At 69.6% G+C, this 18,617-nt stretch carries 19 protein-coding genes and 1 tRNA gene; 8 read left to right on the top strand and 12 right to left on the bottom strand.

What is annotated here, in order from left to right; all coding sequences use genetic code 11:
• The first annotated feature begins 103 nt into the window (after positions 1-103).
• Genes RAC81_RS10460 through RAC81_RS10445 form a run of 4 tightly spaced genes read left to right on the top strand, consistent with a single transcriptional unit; the run spans position 104 to position 3,819 of the window.
• Positions 104-1,015, top strand: a complete 912-nt coding sequence (locus RAC81_RS10460; protein WP_375082286.1) for an ABC transporter ATP-binding protein — start codon at positions 104-106, stop codon at positions 1,013-1,015.
• Entirely contained in the window at positions 1,012-1,821 is an 810-nt protein-coding gene (locus RAC81_RS10455) for an ABC transporter permease (protein ID WP_375082285.1), read from the top strand. The genes RAC81_RS10460 and RAC81_RS10455 overlap by 4 nt, the downstream gene beginning before the upstream one ends.
• Before the next feature lie 25 nt (positions 1,822-1,846).
• Complete coding sequence (locus RAC81_RS10450; protein ID WP_375082284.1) at positions 1,847-3,112, top strand: sensor histidine kinase; 1,266 nt, start codon at positions 1,847-1,849, stop codon at positions 3,110-3,112.
• Positions 3,109-3,819: a response regulator gene (locus tag RAC81_RS10445; protein WP_375082283.1), complete on the top strand. Its 711-nt coding sequence runs from the start codon at positions 3,109-3,111 to the stop codon at positions 3,817-3,819. Before RAC81_RS10450 ends, RAC81_RS10445 begins: the two co-directional genes overlap by 4 nt.
• 29 nt (positions 3,820-3,848) lie before the next feature.
• Here the strand turns inward: RAC81_RS10445 and RAC81_RS10440 are convergent, their stop codons facing one another.
• The 3 genes from RAC81_RS10440 to RAC81_RS10430 all read right to left on the bottom strand — a co-directional run bounded on the left by RAC81_RS10440 (position 3,849) and on the right by RAC81_RS10430 (position 5,951).
• Positions 3,849-4,802, bottom strand: coding sequence for an aldo/keto reductase (locus tag RAC81_RS10440; RefSeq protein ID WP_375082282.1), 954 nt, complete (start codon positions 4,800-4,802; stop codon positions 3,849-3,851).
• An 83-nt stretch (positions 4,803-4,885) separates the two neighbouring features.
• Positions 4,886-4,958, bottom strand: a tRNA-Thr gene (locus RAC81_RS10435).
• 42 nt (positions 4,959-5,000) lie between these two features.
• On the bottom strand, positions 5,001-5,951 hold the full coding sequence (locus RAC81_RS10430) for a DsbA family protein (RefSeq protein WP_375082281.1): 951 nt from the start codon (positions 5,949-5,951) through the stop codon (positions 5,001-5,003).
• 231 nt (positions 5,952-6,182) lie between these two features.
• Here RAC81_RS10430 and RAC81_RS10425 point away from each other — a divergent pair, with 231 nt between their 5' ends.
• Positions 6,183-7,286 (top strand): ABC transporter ATP-binding protein, encoded by a 1,104-nt coding sequence (locus tag RAC81_RS10425; protein WP_375082280.1) that lies wholly within the window; start codon positions 6,183-6,185, stop codon positions 7,284-7,286.
• An 88-nt stretch (positions 7,287-7,374) separates the two neighbouring features.
• Complete coding sequence (locus RAC81_RS10420) at positions 7,375-8,676, top strand: DUF4032 domain-containing protein (protein WP_375082279.1); 1,302 nt, start codon at positions 7,375-7,377, stop codon at positions 8,674-8,676.
• A gap of 12 nt (positions 8,677-8,688) precedes the next feature.
• Here RAC81_RS10420 and RAC81_RS10415 read toward each other — a convergent pair whose 3' ends face one another.
• The 6 genes from RAC81_RS10415 to RAC81_RS10390 all read right to left on the bottom strand — a co-directional run bounded on the left by RAC81_RS10415 (position 8,689) and on the right by RAC81_RS10390 (position 14,175).
• A complete protein-coding gene (locus RAC81_RS10415) occupies positions 8,689-9,330 on the bottom strand; it encodes an NAD(P)-dependent oxidoreductase (RefSeq protein ID WP_375082278.1) in 642 nt (213 codons plus the stop codon).
• A gap of 12 nt (positions 9,331-9,342) precedes the next feature.
• Positions 9,343-10,347, bottom strand: coding sequence for a 23S rRNA (guanosine(2251)-2'-O)-methyltransferase RlmB (gene rlmB, locus RAC81_RS10410; protein WP_375082277.1), 1,005 nt, complete (start codon positions 10,345-10,347; stop codon positions 9,343-9,345).
• Complete coding sequence (gene cysS, locus RAC81_RS10405) at positions 10,340-11,743, bottom strand: cysteine--tRNA ligase (protein ID WP_375082276.1); 1,404 nt, start codon at positions 11,741-11,743, stop codon at positions 10,340-10,342. Before cysS ends, rlmB begins: the two co-directional genes overlap by 8 nt.
• A 53-nt stretch (positions 11,744-11,796) precedes the next feature.
• Positions 11,797-12,387: a short chain dehydrogenase gene (locus tag RAC81_RS10400; RefSeq protein ID WP_375082275.1), complete on the bottom strand. Its 591-nt coding sequence runs from the start codon at positions 12,385-12,387 to the stop codon at positions 11,797-11,799.
• Positions 12,387-13,622 (bottom strand): 2-C-methyl-D-erythritol 4-phosphate cytidylyltransferase, encoded by a 1,236-nt coding sequence (gene ispD, locus RAC81_RS10395; RefSeq protein ID WP_375082274.1) that lies wholly within the window; start codon positions 13,620-13,622, stop codon positions 12,387-12,389. The genes RAC81_RS10400 and ispD overlap by 1 nt, the downstream gene beginning before the upstream one ends.
• A gap of 70 nt (positions 13,623-13,692) precedes the next feature.
• The gene (locus tag RAC81_RS10390) at positions 13,693-14,175 is read right to left on the bottom strand and encodes a CarD family transcriptional regulator (protein ID WP_050722636.1); all 483 of its coding nucleotides are present in this window, start codon (positions 14,173-14,175) and stop codon (positions 13,693-13,695) included.
• A gap of 135 nt (positions 14,176-14,310) precedes the next feature.
• Here RAC81_RS10390 and RAC81_RS10385 point away from each other — a divergent pair, with 135 nt between their 5' ends.
• Complete coding sequence (locus RAC81_RS10385; RefSeq protein ID WP_375082273.1) at positions 14,311-14,847, top strand: DNA modification methylase; 537 nt, start codon at positions 14,311-14,313, stop codon at positions 14,845-14,847.
• Between the two features lie 63 nt (positions 14,848-14,910).
• Here RAC81_RS10385 and RAC81_RS10380 read toward each other — a convergent pair whose 3' ends face one another.
• Together RAC81_RS10380 and RAC81_RS10375 are read right to left on the bottom strand one after the other, a co-directional pair.
• Positions 14,911-15,594 carry a response regulator transcription factor gene (locus RAC81_RS10380; RefSeq protein WP_096714925.1) on the bottom strand — a complete coding sequence of 228 codons (684 nt, stop codon included), beginning with the start codon at positions 15,592-15,594 and terminating at the stop codon, positions 14,911-14,913.
• Entirely contained in the window at positions 15,591-16,808 is a 1,218-nt protein-coding gene (locus RAC81_RS10375; RefSeq protein WP_375082272.1) for a sensor histidine kinase, read from the bottom strand. The genes RAC81_RS10380 and RAC81_RS10375 overlap by 4 nt, the downstream gene beginning before the upstream one ends.
• A 220-nt stretch (positions 16,809-17,028) precedes the next feature.
• Here RAC81_RS10375 and phoU point away from each other — a divergent pair, with 220 nt between their 5' ends.
• On the top strand, positions 17,029-17,727 hold the full coding sequence (gene phoU / locus RAC81_RS10370; protein ID WP_375082271.1) for a phosphate signaling complex protein PhoU: 699 nt from the start codon (positions 17,029-17,031) through the stop codon (positions 17,725-17,727).
• Between the two features lie 85 nt (positions 17,728-17,812).
• Here the strand turns inward: phoU and RAC81_RS10365 are convergent, their stop codons facing one another.
• Entirely contained in the window at positions 17,813-18,562 is a 750-nt protein-coding gene (locus tag RAC81_RS10365; RefSeq protein WP_375082270.1) for a phosphoglyceromutase, read from the bottom strand.
• Between the last annotated feature and the right edge of the window lie 55 nt (positions 18,563-18,617).

Genomic DNA, 18,617 nt, shown 5'->3' with positions numbered 1-18,617 from the left:
GGCGGCGTGGTCCTGCGGTGCTACGGATCCGGAGGACGACGCCCTGCGTTCCGGTACCGCAGGAGGACGCGGTGGAGCCTCCCTCGGCCGTAGCGTCAAAGGCATGATCACAGCAGAGGGCCTCACGAAGAGGTTCGGAGACAAGACAGCCGTCCAGGACGTGTCGTTCACGGTCAAGCCGGGCACCGTCACCGGATTCCTCGGACCCAACGGCGCCGGCAAGTCCACCACGATGAGGCTCATCGTGGGACTCGACCGGCCGACCTCGGGCACCGCGACCGTCGCAGGACGGGGGTACCGAAAGCTGCGCGCGCCACTCACCGAGGTCGGCGTGCTGCTCGATGCCAAGGCCGTGCACACGGGCCGTACCGCACGCAACCACCTGCGGGCCATGGCGGCGACCCACGGCATCCCCGCCTCGCGGGTGGACGAGGTCATCGACCTCGCCGGCATCGGCTCGGTCGCCCGCAAGCGCGCCGGGAAGTTCTCGCTCGGCATGGGCCAGCGCCTCGGTATCGCGTCGGCACTGCTCGGCGACCCGCACACGCTGATCCTCGACGAGCCGGTCAACGGACTCGACCCCGAGGGGGTTCGATGGGTGCGCCAGTTCGTGCGGCACGCCGCCTCGGAGGGGCGCACGGTGCTGCTCTCCAGTCACCTCATGAGCGAGATGGCGCAGACGGCCGACCACGTGATCGTGATGGGTCGCGGCCACGTGCTCGCCGATGCTCCGCTCGACGAGCTCGTCCGCGCCTGGACCCGCAACACCGTCCGGGTCCGCACGCCGCGCGCCGCCGACCTCGCCGCCGCCGTCGGCGGTCCGGACGTCGAGATCGTCAGCACCGCGCCCGACCTCCTCGATGTCGTCGGCCTGCCGGCATCGCGCATCGGCGACCTCGCCGCGGACCGCGGCATCCCTCTCCACGAACTCACACCCACCACCGGCTCTCTCGAAGACGCCTACCTAGCCCTGACCGGCGACGCGGTCGAGTACCGGACCAAGGAGATCTCATGACCATCCAGGCACCCGCCCTAACGCGTCAACGCGTCGACACGGGCCACCGACTGTCGTTCCTCCGCGAGGTGCGCGGCGAGTGGATCAAGCTCGCCACCCTCCGCTCCACGTGGTGGTCGATCGCGATCACCGCCGTGCTCACGGTGGGCATCGCTGTCCTCATCGCTCAGGCGATCGATGCACCAGGTTTCGAGCCGATCCAGGCCGTCGTCATGCCGATCCAGTTCACGATGCTGCTCGCCGGCATTCTGGGGGCCATCTCCGTGACCGGCGAGTACTCGACCGGCATGATCCGCTCGACCTTGACAGCCAACCCCCGTCGCGGATCGGCTCTGCTCGCCAAGGCCCTCGTCGTCGCGCTGTTCCTGTTCGTGAGCTCGGTCGTCGTCTTCTCGGCCGCTGCCCTGGCCGTCTCCGCGATCGTCTCGTCGCGCGACCAGAGCATCGACTGGAGCGACCCGTCTGTGTCGATCCTGCCGATCCTCGTCTCTTCGCTGGCGATGGCCGTGTTCGCGCTCATCGGCGTCGCCTTCGGCTTCCTGCTCCGTTCCGGTGCGGGCGCGATCGCGGCGACCGTCGGCCTGCTCTTCGTCCTCCCGATCGTGGCGACGTTCTTCACCATGGCGGGCGAAGCCTGGGCCTGGGTCATCGACGCCTCCGCGTACCTTCCGGTCGCCGCCGCGCAGAGCGCGATCCTCCCCGAGGGCGCTGCCCTCGACGAGCCCGTCGCCTACCTGACGCTCGGGGCGTGGACGGTCGGCGGCCTGCTCGCCGCCTGGGTCGTCCTGCGCACCCGCGACGCGTGATCGCACGGCCGCGTAGAGTTCCCCGGTGACCAGCACACGCAGCCGCAGCTCCCTCCGCGAGGAGGAGGAGCTGCGGCTGCCGCGTCCTCCGGGGCTTCTCCGCCGGTTCTGGGCGCGACACCCGGTCGTCGCGGATGTTCTGATCACCCTCATCTGCCTCGCCCTCTCGCTGCTGCCAGCCGCCCCTTTCGACCGCACCGCTGAGGGCCCGCTCGCGCTCGCCTTCGCGGTCGTGGCGCCGATCGCGATCATCGCCGCGTGCGTCTCCCTGATGTGGCGACGGTTCGCCCCTCTCGTGCCTTTCGTCGCCTCCGCCGCCGTCGAGGCCCTCCTCCTCTTCGCGGAGCAGCCCGCCGGCACACCGCTGATGCTCGTGGCGGGCTACTCGCTCGCGGTCTACCGGTCGTCGCGTGTCGCGTGGACGGGCTTCGGCATCGTGGTCGCCGCGATCATCGCCGTCGCCGTACCGCTCGTGCTCGCCGGCGTCATCGAGATGCAGATCGGGCTGAACACCGGATTGACCGTCCTCATCTTCGGTCTGATCGGTACCCTCATCGGCGTGAACGTCGGTGGTCGCAAACGGTACATCGCCGCGGTGATCGATCGGTCCCGACAGCTCCTCATCGAGCGCGATCAGCAGGCGCAACTCGCCGCTGCGTCGGAGCGGGCGCGCATCGCGCGGGAGATGCACGACATCGTCTCCCACTCCCTGACCGTGATCGTCGCACTCTCCGAGGGCGCCGCGGCCACGTCCGACCGCGATCAGGCGGCGGCCGCCTCCACCGCCGCGGCGACGACGGCGCGCGCCGCCCTCACCGAGATGCGCTCCATGCTGGGCGTGCTCCGCGACGCGGAGGCGACCGCTCCTCTCGCGCCCGCTGCACCGGTCGATCCACGCGAGACGGTGGCGATCGCGCAGCGCGCCGGCTTCCCCGTCACGCTCACCGAATCCGGCACAGCCGCCCTCTCCCCCGCTGTCGCGCACGCGGTGGGGCGCATCGTGCAGGAGGGTGTCACCAACGCGATGCGTCACGCGCCGTCAGCGAGCTCGATCGCCGCGCGCATCATCCACTCTCCGGGCAGCGTCGTCGTCGAGATCGTCAACGACGGGGCGTCGGGAACCGTCGGCAACGCCGGCTTCGGACTTCGCGGCCTCGCCGAACGCGCCGCACATGTGCGCGGCACCTTCGTCTCGGAGCCCGCAGCGGGAGGACGCTGGATACTGCGCGCCGAGCTGCCCGTCGACCAGACCCCCGTTACCGTCGAATCCATTCCGGAGGAGCCGTCATGACCGACCCGATCTCGATCCTGCTCGTCGACGACCAGGAGCTCATCCGGCTCGGATTCCGGATGGTGCTCGAGGCCGAGGCGGACATGGTGGTGGTGGGCGAGGCGGGCGACGGTCGCGCCGCGATCGCGCAGACCGCGGCCCTGCATCCCGACCTCGTGCTGATGGACATCCGGATGCCGGGACTCGACGGGATCGCCGCGACCGAGGCGATCGTGCGCGAGCATCCTGCGAGCCGGGTGCTCGTGCTCACGACGTTCGACCTCGACGAGTACGCCTTCGGAGCGATCCGGGCGGGCGCGAGCGGCTTCCTCCTCAAAGACGCCCACCGCCACGAGATGATCGCCGCCGTGCGAGCTGTGCATCGCGGCGACGCCGCGCTGGCGCCGAGCGTGACGCGAAGACTGCTCGAGCACGTGAGTCCGCAGCTCGACGCCGTGCCGACAGCTGCGCCTGCACCCGTCGAAGACCCCACGAGGTCGCTGACCGAACGGGAGCGCGACGTGTTCCTGGAGATCGCACGGGGGCTCACGAACGCCGAGATAGCCCGCGCTCTGTTCGTGAGTGAATCCACGGTGAAGACCCATGTCGGGCGCGTGCTGTCGAAGCTCGGGGCTCGGGACCGCATCCACGCCGTGATCCTCGCGCACCGGCTGGGTCTCGCGGGCGACGATTCGCTGCCCGGGACCGCTGACGCGCCGGCGCACTGAGGCGCCGACGCGTCAGAGACCGAGCAGGGTCAGGATGCCGACGGCGTCCACTCCGAGACGCTGTTCAGCGCGGAGATCTCGTCTTCGGTGAGTTCGAGTCGGGCACCCGCGAGCAGGTCAGGGACCTGCTCGACGGAGCGTGCGCTGGCGATCGGTGCGACGACCGTCGGCTGAGCGCGCAGCCAGGCCAGCGAGGTGGCGGCGATCGACGCTCCGTGAGCGTTCCCGATCTCCTCGAGCGCGTCGATGATGCGCAGCCCCGCTTCGGTCGCGTACTTCGCGGCGCCGCCGGCGCGCGGCGACGACTGGCCGGCGGCATCCGTCGAGCGGTACTTACCGGTGAGGAATCCACTGGCCAGCGAGTAGTACGGCACGAGGCCGAGTCCGAACTCCTCGGCCACCGGGATGATGTGCTCCTCGACGTCGTTGCGGTGCACGAGGTTGTAGTGCGGCTGCACGGCGACCGGACGGGGGACGCCGAGGCGGTCGGAGATGTCGATCCACTCGCGGATGCGCTCGGCCGAGTAGTTCGACACGGCGATGTTCCGCACGAGACCGTCGGCCACGAGGCGACCGAACGCCTCGACGGTCTCCTCGAGCGGAGTGTCGGCGTCGTCGAAGTGCGCGTAGTAGAGGTCGAGCGCGTCGACGCCGAGGCGCTGGAGCGACGCCTCCGCCGCGGCGCGGACGTTCGGTCCCGCCAGTCCCTTGAAGTCCGGGTGCTGGCTCACCTTCGTGGCGACGACCACGCCTTCCGGCTTCCGCGAGGAGAGCCACTGGCCGATGATCGTCTCGCTCTCACCGCCCGAGTTTCCCGGCACCCAGGCGCTGTACGAATCGGCGGTGTCGACGAAGTCGCCTCCCCCGTCGACGAAGGCGTCGAGCACGGCGAACGAGGCGTCGCGGTCGGCCGTCCAGCCGAACACGTTGCCGCCGAGAGCGAGGGGGAAGACGGTCAGATCACTGTTTCCGATGCGAGTCATACTCCGAGACAACCAGACCGGTGCGCGGAGTATTTCGCGTGTGACGCGGGATGTCGCGCCGCGCAGCGAGGCGCCCGAGACAGAGCCGACTACGGGACTCGAACCCGTAACCCCCGTATTACAAGTACGGTGCGCTACCAATTGCGCCAAGTCGGCGGACGCCACTCAGCTTAGCGAGAGGCGGCGTCTGCGAACGAACTACGGGGTCGTCGTCGGAGTGGGGGTCGGGGTCGGCGACGGCGTCGCGGCCTCCTGCGAGGCGTCGTTCGACACGGTCAGCACGAACTGCGAGAACTCGACCGGATCGTCGAGCGCGCCGACGTACGCCTCGCCGTTCACGACGATCATCGGCGCGGACGACAGCACGAGGTCGTCGGATCCGACGAGCGGTCCTTCGAGGGCTCGAGACGTGGCCTCCTTCGCCCAGGTGACGTAGTCCTGGTCTTCGATGCAGGAGCGCACGGTCTTGATCTTGTCCGAACCGACGGCGCCGGCGATGTCGGCGAGCTCCGAGTCGGAGTAGCCGTCGGTGTTCACCTCTGGCTGGTCCTCGAGCAGATCGTGGTTGAAGGCGTAGAACTGCGCCGGCGAGTGCGTCGCGACGCAGGCAGCGGCACCCGCTGCACGCAGCGAGTACTTGGTGCCGTTCGAGCTCGCCGTCAGCAGCGCGACCGGGTGGTAAGTGACCGTCGCTGCACCCTCGGTGATCCAGTTCACGAGCTGACGGGCGTTGGCACGCTCGAACTCGCCCGCGTCGGGCGACAGGTAGTCGACGTAGACGTGGATGTCGACCGAGCTCGACGTCGTGGGCTGAGGTGTGGGTGTCGTCGCAGCACCGGCATCCGTCGCATCCGGACTGGGCGTCGCGGGGACATCGTCGGCCACCGCGGTCGCGCTGACGTCGGAGACGAGGATGCCGTCGTTGTCCATTCCGCCCGGGGAGAGCTGCGGCTTCGAGATCTGCGCCGACACGGCGAGGGTCACCGCGGTGCCGATCGCTCCGACGGCGACCACGGCGATGGCGCCGATGATGATCCGTCGCATGATGCGCGCCCTGGACTGCTGGGCGTGCACCTTCTGTGCCTTCTCCCGCACGGCCTCGCGTGAAGTGCGAGATGTGGGGACGTTCGGCGTCTCGTCGCTCGACATCGTTCCTCTTGACAGTCTTGGGAGGGGCGGGGTGGCCCCGATCGCCGTTCGGGAGGCGATCGCCGCGGGTGCGCAGCCGAGATCGATGTTAACCAGCCAGGCTGAGAAATACCCAGACGCCCCGGATTCTGACATACTGATCCCGACCCGATGAGGGGTCACGGCGGGTCGAACCGCCGCTCTATCACTACGGATCGTCCGGCACGTACCTGCCGGTGAAGGAGAAACACAATGGCATCTGTGACTTTCGACGAGGCCACCCGCCTCTACCCGGGCGGCACCCGCCCGGCCGTCGACAAGCTCAACCTCGAGGTCGGAGACGGCGAGTTCCTCGTCCTGGTCGGTCCCTCCGGTTGCGGTAAGTCCACCTCCCTCCGCATGCTCGCGGGCCTCGAAGAGGTCAACGCCGGCCGCATCCTCATCGGTGACCGCGACGTCACCGATGTGCCGCCGAAAGACCGCGACATCGCGATGGTGTTCCAGAACTACGCGCTGTACCCGCACATGACCGTCGCCGAGAACATGGGCTTCGCGCTCAAGATCGCCGGTGTCGGCAAGGAGGAGCGGGCCTCCCGCGTCCTCGAGGCTGCGAAGCTCCTCGACCTCGAGCAGTACCTGACCCGCAAGCCGAAGGCCCTCTCGGGTGGTCAGCGTCAGCGTGTCGCCATGGGTCGCGCCATCGTGCGTCAGCCGCAGGTGTTCCTCATGGACGAGCCGCTGTCGAACCTCGACGCCAAGCTGCGCGTGCAGACGCGTACGCAGATCGCGTCGCTGCAGCGCCGCCTCGGCGTCACCACGGTCTACGTCACGCACGACCAGACCGAGGCTCTGACCATGGGCGACCGCATCGCCGTGCTCAAGGACGGTCTGCTCCAGCAGGTCGGCTCGCCGCGCGACCTGTACGAGAAGCCGAACAACGTGTTCGTCGCCGGCTTCATCGGCTCGCCCGCCATGAACCTGTTCTCGGCCGACCTGGCCGACGGCGGTGTGCAGTTCGGCACCGAGGTCGTCCCGCTCGACCGCGACACGGTCGGCCGCGCGACGGGCTCGCAGGTCACCGTGGGCGTGCGCCCCGAGGACATCACCGTCGGCCCGGCCGACGGCAAGGGCCTCTCGGTCGTCGTCGACCTCGTCGAGGAGCTCGGCGCCGACGGCTACCTGTACGGCCACACCGACATCAACGGCAAGCGCACCGACCTGGTCGCCCGTGTCGACGGCCGCAACCACCCGAACGCGGGCGAGACCGTGACCCTGGCCGCCAACCCCGGCCACGTGCACGCCTTCGACCTCGAGACGGGCGACCGCCTGAACGACAAGCCGGTCGTCTCCGCCTGATCGGAACCGCTGACGCGGCGCGGGCAGACTTCGGTCGCCCGCGCCGCTTCTGTTTCCCCGCACTTCCCTCCCCGTCGACAGGAGAGCCATGAAGCAGGCCCTGCGCATCACCGCGAGCTCGGTCGACCCCGGGCTGCTCGCGCTGCCCTGGTCCACTCCCCTGGGCGCGTGGCCCTCCGAGCACATCGTCTCGCTCCCGAAGGGGCTCTCGCGTCACCTCGTGCGGTTCGCCGACCTCTCCGGCAAGGTCGTCGCGGTCAAGGAGACGACCGAGGAGATGGCGCGCCGCGAGTACGAGATGCTCGGCAACCTCGCCCGCCTCGACGTGCCCTGCGTCAGCCGCGTCGCCGCGATCGCCGGCCGCAGCGATGCCTCGGGCGACCCCCTCCCCGCCGCGCTCGTGACCTCTCATCTGCGCTTCTCGATGCCCTACCGGGCCCTGTTCACACGGGTGCTCCGCCCCGACACCGCGAACCGCCTCGTCGACGCCCTGGCCGTGCTGCTCGTGCGCCTGCACAACGTCGGCTTCTACTGGGGCGATGTCTCGCTGTCCAACACCCTTTTCCGACGGGACGCCGGGGCGTTCGCCGCGTACCTCGTCGACGCCGAGACCGGCGAGCTGCACGAAGAGGGCCTGACCGACGGGCAGCGGGCCTACGACCTCGACCTCGCCCGCACGAACATCGCCGGCGAGATCATGGACCTCGCGGCGGGCGGACGGCTCGAACGAGGAGTGGATGCCGTGGCCATCGCCGACGGCATCGTGTCGTCGTACCGCTCGCTGTGGGCGGAGCTGACCGCACAGGAGTCGTTCTCGGCCGCGGAGACGTGGCGCATCACCGAGCGCGTCGAGCGGCTCAACGCGCTCGGTTTCGACATCGACGAGATGTCGATGTCGACGACGTCCGACGGGACCGTGGTGGAGATCCAGCCGAAGGTCGTGGATGCCGGACACCACCAGCGCCGGCTGATCCGCCTCACGGGCCTCGACGTCGAGGAGAACCAGGCGAGGCGGCTGCTGAACGACCTCGACGAGTTCCGCGCCCGCTCGACGAAGCAGTGGTCGGACGAGGAGATGTACGCCCACGAGTGGCTCACCCGGGTGTTCGAGCCTGTGGTGCGCGCGATCCCCTACGAGCTCCGCGCCAAGCTCGAACCGGCCGAGGTCTTCCACCAGGTGCTCGAGCACCGGTGGTACCTGTCGCAGGCACAGGGCCGCTCGGTGCCGCTCGCCGAGGTGCTCACGAGCTACATCAACGACGTGCTGCGGCACCGCCGCGACGAGGCGACCATCATGGGACCTCCGACCGAGACCATGAGCCTGCCGGTCGTGACGGGATCGACCGCCGTCGCCGACGACGACGAGATCGACTGGCGCGACCTGGTCTGAGGCGCGGGCCGGTCAGTACCCGACCGTGAAACGCTCACGGCGGTGGTTGCCCTGCTCGATCTCGTCGACGACCGCGACCGCGAAGTCGGCGCCGGAGATGAACGACTGCCCTTCGGCGTCGCGCACGAGGACGTCTCCGCCGTCGCGGTAGCGACCGGTGCGCTCGCCCTCCGCCCAGGGTCCGAAGACCTCGGCCGGGTGGATGAAGAACCAGTCGAGCTCGGCATCCGACGACTCCAGCAGCGCGAGCGAGTCGATACCCACCTGGGCCTCGTGCTTGTACTCCTCGGGGAAGTCGAGGTCGAACAGACGGGGTCCTCCCGGCGCGACGAGGCTTCCGCCCGCACCGCCGACGACCCCGAGACGGGTCGACGTGTCGGCGAGCTCGGCGATGACGTTGCGCAGCGCCTCGAGGACCCGATCGGTCATGTCACCGCGCGGCGAGAGCGCCGACACGACGGCATCCGCTCCGTCGAAGGCGTTGGCGAGCGAGGCTGCGTCGAGCGCCGACCCCTGCACGTACGACGCACCGTCCACCGGGTCGGACGGCTCGGAGCGCGAGATCGCGATGACGTCGTGCCCGCGGCTCACCGCCTCGGTCACGATGTGCGTACCGGCGTAGCCGGTTCCTCCGAGGACGACGATGCGAGCCATGGTGCTTCTCTCCTACTGGGCGTTGCGGATGGTGGAGACCTGGTAGAGCGCGACCGAGGTCGCGATGCCGGCGTTGAGCGACTCGGTCACCGCCGAGATCGGGATCGAGACGATCTGGTCGCAGGTCTCGGCGACCAGGCGCGACAGACCCTTGCCCTCGGAACCCGTGACGATGACGACCGGACGGTCGGCGAGCTGGAGGTCGGGGAGCAGCACGTCGCCGTCGCCGTCGAGGCCGAGGACGAACACGCCCTGCTTCTTGAACTCCTTGAGCTGCGTGGTGAGGTTCGACGCGAGGGCCACGGGCACGCGCGCGGCCGCGCCGGCACTCGTCTTCCACGCCGCCGAGTTCACGCCCGCCGAGCGGCGCTGCGGAAGGATGATGCCGTGACCGCCGAAAGCGCCGGTCGAACGGATGATCGCGCCGAGGTTGCGCGGGTCGGTGATGCCGTCGAGCGCCACGAACAGCGGGACCTCGCCCTTGTCGATGACCTGCTCCAGGAGGTCCTGCGGGTGCGCGTACTCGTACGGCGGGACCTTGATCGCGACGCCCTGGTGCACGCCGTCGAAGCCGGCCATGCGGTCGAGCTCCTGGCGCGTGACCTCGAGCACCGGGATGCCGCGGTTCGTGGCGATCGACAGCATCTCCTTGACGCGGTCGTCCATCTCGACGCGCTGCGCGATGTAGAACGCCGTCGCCGGGATCTTCGCCCGCAGCGCCTCGAGCACCGAGTTGCGCCCGGTGACGGTCTCGGTGTCGGTCGTGTTGTCCTTCACGCGCGACGAACGGTTGGGGTTGCCGCCGGACGCCTGACGCCCGCCGGGCTTGCCTCGGCCGCCGGCTGCGGCATAGCGCTCGGCCGCGGCCTTGCGCTTGCCTGCCGGGTGCCACGCGCGGTCTTCGGCCTTCGGCGTCGGTCCGCGGCCCTCGAGCGCCTTGCGCCCGAGTCCGCCCGTGCCCTTGCTCGGGCCCTTCTTCTTGCCCTTGCCCGCTGAGGGGTTGCCTGGCTTAGCCATCGATACTCCAATGAGTTCCGGCCGGAGTGTCCTCCAGCGTGATTCCTGCGGCGGCGATCGCGTCACGGATGCGATCAGCCGCCGCCCAGTCCTTGGCGGCGCGCGCCTGCGCACGCTGCGTGATCATCTCCTGCACGAGCGCGTCGAGCGCCGTCGCGTGCGCGGTGGACGCCGTCGACGCCGACGACGGCACGAGCCCCAGCACCGAGGTCATCGCGAGCACCGCGCGAGCGGCGGCGAGTGCGGCATCCGTTTGTCCGGAGTCGAGCGCGGAGTTGCCGGCCCGCACGGTCTCGTGCAGCACCGCGAGCGCCTGCGGCACGCCGAGGTCGTCGTCCATCGCCTCCGCGAAGGCGTCGGGGATGCTCTGCTCCGCCAGGAAGCCGATGCCGCCGCCGGCGACTCGACCGACGCGCTGCAGGAACCCGCCGATCCGGCCGAGAGCGGCCTCCGCCTCGCTCCACGACGACTCGGAGAGGTCGAGGCTCGAGCGGTAGTGGGCCGCGGCGAGCGCGTACCGCACGACGAGCGGGTCGTGCTCCTTCAGCACGTCGGCGGCGAGGGTGAAGTTGCCGAGCGACTTGGACATCTTCTGACCGTCGACGGTCACGAGTCCGTTGTGCACCCAGTAGTTCGCGAAGCCGAGTCCGGCCGCGGTCGACTGGGCCAGCTCGTTCTCGTGGTGCGGGAACCGAAGGTCCAGTCCCCCGCCGTGGATGTCGAAGGAGTCGCCGAGATAGCGACGCGACATGGCCGAGCACTCGATGTGCCAGCCGGGCCGGCCGGCGCCCCAGGGCGACTGCCACACGGCATCCGCCGGCTCGTCCGGCTTGGCGCCCTTCCACAGCGCGAAGTCCTGCGGTGCTCGCTTGCCCCGGGGGTCCGCGTCCTCCGCCGCCTCCATCGCGTCGACCGACTGGTTCGTGAGCTCGCCGTAGGTGGGCCAGGAGTGCACGTCGAAGTAGACGTCGCCGGATCCGTCCGGAGCCGGGTACGCGTGGCCCCGCTCGATGAGCGTCGCGATGAGCTCCTGCATCTGCGGGACGGATGCCGTCGCCCGCGGCTCGTACGTGGGCGGCAGGATGCCGATCGCCGAGTACGCCCGGCTGAACTCCTGCTCCATCCGATACGCCAGCGCCCACCAGGGCTCGGCATCGGTCGCGTTCACGAGCACCTTGTCGTCGATGTCGGTGACGTTGCGCACGAAGGTGACGCGGCCGTGCCGGAGCTCGAGCCAGCGACGCAGGAGGTCGAAGCTCAGCGCCGCGCGCACATGCCCGATGTGGGGCCCCGACTGCACCGTGGGTCCGCACACGTACATCGTGATGTTCTCGCGATCGAGAGGCACGAATTCACGCAGCCGCTGTTCGCGGGTGTCGTAGAGGCGCAGAGTCACCGGACAAGCCTACCGGGCGGGGTGATCGCGAACCCGGGAGATCGTCACGATGGTCAATCGACGGCGAGCACCCGTCCCGTCTGCACTCCGAGCACGCTCTTCGCGAAGGCCTGCCCGACCCGGTACGACGAGACGGGGACGAAGCCCGGGAACGACGAGTGGTACGACGGGGCGTCCTCGAGCACCGACGGACTCACCGCGTTGATCCGGATCCCCCGCGGCAGCTCGGTCGCGGCGGCGAGGACGAAGGACTCGAGGGCGCCGTTGACGAGTGATGCGGCGGCGCCCGTCGCGATGGGCTCGCGGGCGAGGATGCCGGAGGTCAGCGTGAAGGACCCGCCGTCGCGCACGAAGGGCGTGCCGATCCGAACCACGTCGAGCTGGGCGAGCACCTTGCTGCGGAAAGCCGACTCATAGTCGTCCCTGCTCAGTTCGGCGAGCGGGTGGAACGCGACGCTCCCGAGCGCGACGACCACGGCATCCACGTCGCCGACCTCGGTGAACAGGCGCTCGATGGATGCCGGATCGGTGGCGTCGACCGGGTGGTCGCCGCTGCGCGACGCCTTCACGATGTCGTGGCCGTCGAGGGCGGCGACGGCGGTGCGGCCGACCGCTCCGTGCGCTCCGATGACGAGGACCTTCATCACGACTCCTTCCCGGCCGGACGGCCGTCGCTGTGGATCATGGCGATCGCGGTGACCGAGATGCCTTCGCCCCGCCCGATGAACCCGAGTCCGTCTGTGGTCGTGGCCGTGATCGACACGGGTGCGCCGCCGAGGGCGGCGGAGAGCACCTCTTCGGCCTCGGCACGGCGCGCGCTGAATCGTGGACGGTTGCCCTGGAACTGCGCCGAGACATTGCCGATCTCGAAGCCGGCGTCGGCCAGCAGCTCGCGCGTCCGCGCCAGGAAGACGGCCGCGTGGGCGCCGGCGTACTCGGGATGCGCCGTGCCGAAGTGCTCCCCGATGTCGCCGAGTCCTGCGGCCCCGAGGAGCGCATCGACGATGGCGTGCGCGACGGCGTCGCCGTCGCTGTGCCCCGACAGGGGCTGCTCGTCCGGCCACTCGAGTCCGGCGAGCCAGAGGTGCCCCTCCCCGCCGAACGCGTGGACGTCGGTCCCGATGCCGACGCGCGAAACCGGCGAGGCCCGGCGACCGGCAGCCGGTGCCGACGCCGGCCGCGCCTCCGCGAGCAGATGCCGCGCGCGTTCCAGGTCCGCCGGGGTGGTGATCTTGAACCCCCGCGCTGACCCGGTGATGTGCCGTACCGGGTGGCCGGCCGCGGCGAACAGCGCGGCATCGTCGGTGTACTCGATGCCGTCGGCGAACGCCCGTTCGTAGGCGCGCTCCAGAAGGGCGCGCGGGAAGCCCTGCGGCGTCTGCGCCGCGGCGAGCTCGGAGCGGTCGATGGGTCCGACCACGGCATCCCCGTCCACCCGCTTCAGCGTGTCGACGACCGGGAGCGTCGGCAGGATGCCGGTATCGGCGTCGACGGCATCGCGCACCGCGTCGATGACCTCGGGCGGCGTCAGAGCGCGGGCCGCGTCGTGCACGAGCACGGTGCGCACGTCGCCCCACAGCGCCGCGAGTCCGGCGGCGACGGACTGCTGACGGGTGTCGCCTCCGGTGACGACACGGCCGAGGTCGACACGGTCTCCCGCGGCCTCGCGCAGCTCGGTCTCGGCGTCGCCCTCGAATCCCGCCGGGGCGACCACGACGACCTGGGCGGGAGCGGCGGCGAAGACGCCGTCGAGCGCGTGGTGCAGGATCGAGTGCGCGTCGATCCCGACGAACGCCTTGGGAGCCCCGCCGTCGAGGCGGGTGCCGGAGCCGGCGGCCACGACGATGATCGCGGTGTCCGGGACAGGTATCAGGGTCACGCCCTTCACGTTACCGGCGGGAAACGACGGAAGGCGGATGCCGAAGCATCCGCCTTCCGTCGAAGAGCGCTCAGGAGGCGAGGACCTCGTCGAGCAGTGCGCCCGCCTTGTCCTCGTCGATCTTCTCGGCCAGCGCGAGCTCGGAGATGAGGATCTGCCTGGCCTTGGCCAGCATCCGCTTCTCTCCGGCCGACAGGCCGCGATCCTGATCGCGGCGCCACAGGTCGCGCACGACCTCGCTCACCTTGATGACATCACCCGAAGCGAGCTTCTCGAGGTTCGCCTTGTAGCGGCGCGACCAGTTGGTCGGCTCCTCCGTGAACGGCGCGCGCAGGACCTCGAACACGTGATCGAGGCCCTCCTTGCCGATCACATCGCGAACTCCCACGAGATCGACGTTCTCAGCGGGCACCTCGATGATGAGGTCCCCCTGGGTGACGTTGAGCTTCAGGTACTTCTTCGTCTCGCCCTTGATGATGCGCTCCTTGACCTCGATGATGGTCGCAGCGCCATGGTGCGGATAGACGACGGTCTCGCCAACCTCAAAAAGCATAAAAACGTGTCCTTTCGGCAACCTCAAGGATACCACAGGGGATATGCGCTAAGGTTCGCGCCCCCTGGTCCACGGCGGCCTCTCCGCATACGCATAGAATGGATGCGGATATCCCGCCGGACCTCAGGAGGACCCGTGAAATCGCGCCTTGTCGCGTCTGCCGCCATCAGCGCCCTCGTTCTGCTCGGCGCGACCGGCTGCACGTTCATCACGCCGCAGTCGACGAAGATCGAGTACTCCGCCTCCGACGGCGTGAACGTCTCCGACACCGACGGCCCGCTCGACGTCCGCAACGCGTTCATCGTGGCGAATGAAGAGGGCACCGTGGGCAACTTCATCGGCGCGGTCGTGAACCCCACCTCCGACAAGGCGACGCTCACGATCACGATCGCCGGCATCGATCCCCTCACTGTCACCGTGCCCGCCGGCAAGACGATCAGCTTCGGGACGAAGGACGAGGACCCGCTGCGCATCGTCGGCCTCGACACCCGGCCCGGTGCCACCGTCGAGATGCACTTCCAGTCCGGTGACGGCGCCGGCACCAAGACCCAGATCCCCGTGCTCGACGGCACGCTCCCCTACTACGCCGACCTCGTGCCCGAGACGGCCACGAGCACGCCCTCGCCGACGCCCACGCCGAGCGACACCGCTGCACCCGCTCCGGAGGAGTGAGTCGACCGCGAACGTCCGAGAGGCCGGCACCCCGGAGGGTGCCGGCCTCTCGCGTTCCAATGGTCAGCCTTCGAAGCGGTAGCCGAGGCCGCGCACGGTGACGAGCATGACGGGCTCGCCCGGGTTCTCCTCGATGCGCGAGCGGATGCGCTTGATGTGCACGTCGAGAGTCTTGGTGTCGCCGAAGTAGTCGCTCCCCCAGACGCGGTCGATGAGCTGCCCGCGGGTGAGCACACGCCCGGAGTTGCGCATCAGCACCTCGAGCAGCTCGAACTCCTTGAGAGGCATGTTGATCTGCTGGCCGGCGACCGAGACCGTGTGCCGATCGATGTCCAGGCTCACACGACCGCCCTCGAGCACGCGCTCGTCGAGCTCGCTCTCGGCCTGCACGACACGTCGCAGCACCGCGCGCATGCGGGCGAGCAGCTCCCTCGACGAGTACGGCTTCGTGATGTAGTCGTCGGCGCCCAGTTCCAGACCGACCACGATGTCGACCTCCGAGTCCTTGGCGGTGAGCATGATGATCGGCACCGCAGAGGTCGAGCGGATCTGACGGCACACCTCGGTGCCCGGCATCCCCGGCAGCATGAGGTCGAGCAGCACGACATCGGCACCGCGCTCGCGGAAGGCCGTGAGGGCGCCTGGTCCGTCTTCGGCGATCTCCACCTCGTAGCCCTCGCGGCGCAGCAGGTACGCGAGCGGGTCGGCCAGGTCGGGTTCGTCCTCGACGAGAAGGATGCGGGTCATTCGTTCTCTCCGTTCCGGACGCGGGCAGCGGCCTTGGCGGCCTTGCGCTCGCGCTTCTTCTTGCTCTTCCTGCCCTGATCCAGTCCCGAGGGGGCATCGATCATGGGAAGCCTGATGGTGAAGGTCGATCCCCGTCCGGGCCTCGACCACAGCAGCACCTCGCCGCCGTGACGCTGCGTCGCGTGCTTGACGATCGACAGCCCGAGGCCGGTGCCGCCGGTGCGGCGCGATCGCGCCTCATCGGCGCGGTAGAACCGCTCGAAGATGCGCTCGCGGTCGGCCTCGGCGATGCCGATGCCCTGGTCGGAGACGGCGATCTCGACGACCTCGCCGTCGGCCTTCACGCCGACGCCGACGCGGGAGCCACGCGGCGAGTAGGCGATCGCGTTCGCGATGAGGTTGCCGAAGGCCTCGATGAGGATCTGCGAGTCGCCGCGCACCCACACCCCTCGGTCGCCACCGCGGGCGATCTCGACACCGCCCGAATCGGCCTGCACGACGTGCGCCTCGATCGCCGACGCGAGCACCTCGTCGATGGACACCGGCCGCGCATCGGAGAGCGCGTCGTCGGCCTGCAGACGCGAGAGGCTCATGATGCGCCCGGTGAGCTGGCCGAGACGTGCCGCCTCGGCCGAGATCCGGCTGGCGAAGTGCCGCACCTGCGCGGGGTCGTCCGACGCCGACTCGATCGCCTCGGCGAGCAGGGTGACGGCGCCCACCGGTGTCTTCAGCTCGTGGCTCGTGTTGGCGACGAAGTCGCGGCGCATCTGGTCGAGGCGCTCCTGCTCGGTGACGTCGCGGATCACGAGCAGCGACATGCGCGGGCTGATGGCGCTGGCCCTGGCCGAAACGAGCCGCGGATCGAGGCTCAGACCGCCTCGCGTCAGCCTCAGCGACTCCGTCGCCGGTGCCCCGTCGGTGCGTACGCTGCGCACGAGCTGGCGGAGCTCCGGGTTGTCCAGAGGCGCACCGACCTCGATGCCGAAACGCGCTGCGGGCTTCGACGCAGCGAGAACGAAGCCCGAGGTGTCGACGACGCAGGCGGCGTCGTCCATGCTGCCGAGCACCGCGGTGACGCCCTCGGGAACGACGAGCGACGTCTCGCTCTCGATGCGCGCCCTCGTGCGGTACGCCCACGCGACGACCAGCGAGAGCCCGACGCCCATCGCGAGACCGACGAACAGCGCGAAAAGCGCGATCTGCGGCAGGGTCATGTCACCAGCGTAGAGTGCGTTCACCTGTCGATCGGCGGGTTCGCCCGCCCCTCAGCCGACACGAGAACTACTATTCACGTGCTGGGCACCGTTCGTTAACCTTCGGGGCGGACAATCGCTTCGGGCCTGTGCGGGAGCGCGGTCCTCTCTCACGCGCGAACGACCCAGCCGTCTCGCGCTGGCACCTCAGCCGAGACCCGAATGAAAGGTTGCGCCTCCCATGCGCGAAGTCTTCCACCAGTCCCTCGAGGACCTGCAGTCCCGTCTCGTGGAGATCGCCGACCTCGTCACGGTCTCGATCGACAAGGCCACCCGTGCCTTCGCCACGAGCGACGTCGCCCTCGCCGAGGAGGTGATCGCCGACGACGCCAAGATCGACGAGCTCGCTGTCGCCCTCGACGAGCAGGCCATCGAGATCCTCGCCCGTCAGCAGCCGGTCGCCCGCGACCTGCGCATCGTCGTCTTCGCACTGCGCGTGAGCGCGTCACTCGAGCGCATGGGCGACATGTCCGAGCACATCGCCCAGCTCGCTCGCCTCCGCTTCCCCGAGCGCGCCATCCCGCGCGGTCTGAAGGGGACGTTCACGAAGATGGGCGAGCTCGACGTCGAGATCTCCCGCACGCTCACCGAGCTGCTGCGCACGCAGGACCTCCGTCTCGCCGACACGATCCGCAACACCGACGACGACATCGACGAGCTGCACGCCAGTGTCTTCGAGAAGGTGCTCAGCGACAACTGGAAGGGCGAAGCGACCGCCACCGTCGACGCCACGCTCGCCAGCCGCTACCACGAGCGCTTCGCCGACCACGCCGTGGCGGTCGCCAAGAAGGTCGTGTACCTCGCGACAGGCGACTGGCAGGTGCAGGAGGAGGACATCGCCTTCGTCGTCGAGCAGCAGGAGCAGCACGGGCACGCCTGACCCGGCAAGAGGAAGGGGGCGGATGCTGTCGCAGCATCCGCCCCCTTTTGTCTCTCCCGCGTGCGGGGTTAGTTCTTGCCCGGTGCTACTTCTTTCCCTGAGCGGCGACCGCGGCGGCGCCGGCGGCTGCGGCCTCGGGGTCGAGGTACCGGCCGGGGCCGGTGGGCACGTTGTTCTCGTCGAGCTCGTAGACCAGCGGGATGCCGGTGGGGATGTTGAGCTCGGCGATGTCGGCGTCGCTGATGCCCTCGAGGTGCTTCACGAGACCGCGCAGCGAGTTGCCGTGCGCCGTGACGAGCACCGTCTTGCCCGCCTCGAGGTCGGGCACGATCGCGCTCTCCCAGTAGGGCAGCAGGCGGTCGATCACGAGCTTGAGCGACTCGGTGCGGGGCACCTCGCCGTCGATGCCGGCGTAGCGCGGGTCGTTCACCTGGCTGAACTCGCTCTCGTCGTCGAGCACGGGCGGCGGCACATCGAACGAACGACGCCACAGCTGGAACTGCTCCGGGCCGAACTCCTCGAGCGTCTGCGCCTTGTCCTTGCCCTGCAGCGCGCCGTAGTGGCGCTCGTTGAGACGCCAAGAGCGGGTCACGGGGATCCACAGGCGGTCGGCGGCGTCGAGCGCGATGTTCGCCGTCTGGATCGCCCGGCTCAGCAGCGAGGTGTGCAGCACGTCGGGGAGGATGCCGGACTCGGCGAGCAGCTCGCCGCCGCGACGAGCCTCCTTCCGGCCCTGCTCGTTGAGGCGGACGTCCACCCAGCCGGTGAAGAGGTTCAGTTCGTTCCACTCGCTCCGGCCGTGGCGGAGCAGGATCAGGGTACGCGTCGCAGTCATGCCGCCAGTTTATCGGCGCACGGTCGTGCGGTGACGGCAGGAGTCGAACGCCTTC

Origin of the sequence: Microbacterium sp. CR_7 (assembly GCF_041954755.1) — a bacterium.
GTDB lineage: Bacteria > Actinomycetota > Actinomycetes > Actinomycetales > Microbacteriaceae > Microbacterium.
Note: the sequence above shows the minus strand (reverse complement) of the source record. Positions and strands in the feature narration are given on the sequence as shown.

What these genes read in the sequence shown, in the direction of transcription:
- RAC81_RS10460 (WP_375082286.1), top strand. Translation starts at nt 104, where the DNA reads ATGATCACAGCAGAGGGCCTCACGAAGAGGTTCGGAGACAAGACAGCC.
- RAC81_RS10455 (WP_375082285.1), top strand. Translation starts at nt 1,012, where the DNA reads ATGACCATCCAGGCACCCGCCCTAACGCGTCAACGCGTCGACACGGGC.
- RAC81_RS10445 (WP_375082283.1), top strand. Translation starts at nt 3,109, where the DNA reads ATGACCGACCCGATCTCGATCCTGCTCGTCGACGACCAGGAGCTCATC.
- RAC81_RS10440 (WP_375082282.1), bottom strand. Translation starts at nt 4,802, where the DNA reads ATGACTCGCATCGGAAACAGTGATCTGACCGTCTTCCCCCTCGCTCTC.
- RAC81_RS10430 (WP_375082281.1), bottom strand. Translation starts at nt 5,951, where the DNA reads ATGTCGAGCGACGAGACGCCGAACGTCCCCACATCTCGCACTTCACGC.
- RAC81_RS10425 (WP_375082280.1), top strand. Translation starts at nt 6,183, where the DNA reads ATGGCATCTGTGACTTTCGACGAGGCCACCCGCCTCTACCCGGGCGGC.
- RAC81_RS10420 (WP_375082279.1), top strand. Translation starts at nt 7,375, where the DNA reads ATGAAGCAGGCCCTGCGCATCACCGCGAGCTCGGTCGACCCCGGGCTG.
- RAC81_RS10415 (WP_375082278.1), bottom strand. Translation starts at nt 9,330, where the DNA reads ATGGCTCGCATCGTCGTCCTCGGAGGAACCGGCTACGCCGGTACGCAC.
- rlmB (WP_375082277.1), bottom strand. Translation starts at nt 10,347, where the DNA reads ATGGCTAAGCCAGGCAACCCCTCAGCGGGCAAGGGCAAGAAGAAGGGC.
- RAC81_RS10400 (WP_375082275.1), bottom strand. Translation starts at nt 12,387, where the DNA reads ATGAAGGTCCTCGTCATCGGAGCGCACGGAGCGGTCGGCCGCACCGCC.
- RAC81_RS10390 (WP_050722636.1), bottom strand. Translation starts at nt 14,175, where the DNA reads ATGCTTTTTGAGGTTGGCGAGACCGTCGTCTATCCGCACCATGGCGCT.
- RAC81_RS10380 (WP_096714925.1), bottom strand. Translation starts at nt 15,594, where the DNA reads ATGACCCGCATCCTTCTCGTCGAGGACGAACCCGACCTGGCCGACCCG.
- RAC81_RS10375 (WP_375082272.1), bottom strand. Translation starts at nt 16,808, where the DNA reads ATGACCCTGCCGCAGATCGCGCTTTTCGCGCTGTTCGTCGGTCTCGCG.
- phoU (WP_375082271.1), top strand. Translation starts at nt 17,029, where the DNA reads ATGCGCGAAGTCTTCCACCAGTCCCTCGAGGACCTGCAGTCCCGTCTC.
- RAC81_RS10365 (WP_375082270.1), bottom strand. Translation starts at nt 18,562, where the DNA reads ATGACTGCGACGCGTACCCTGATCCTGCTCCGCCACGGCCGGAGCGAG.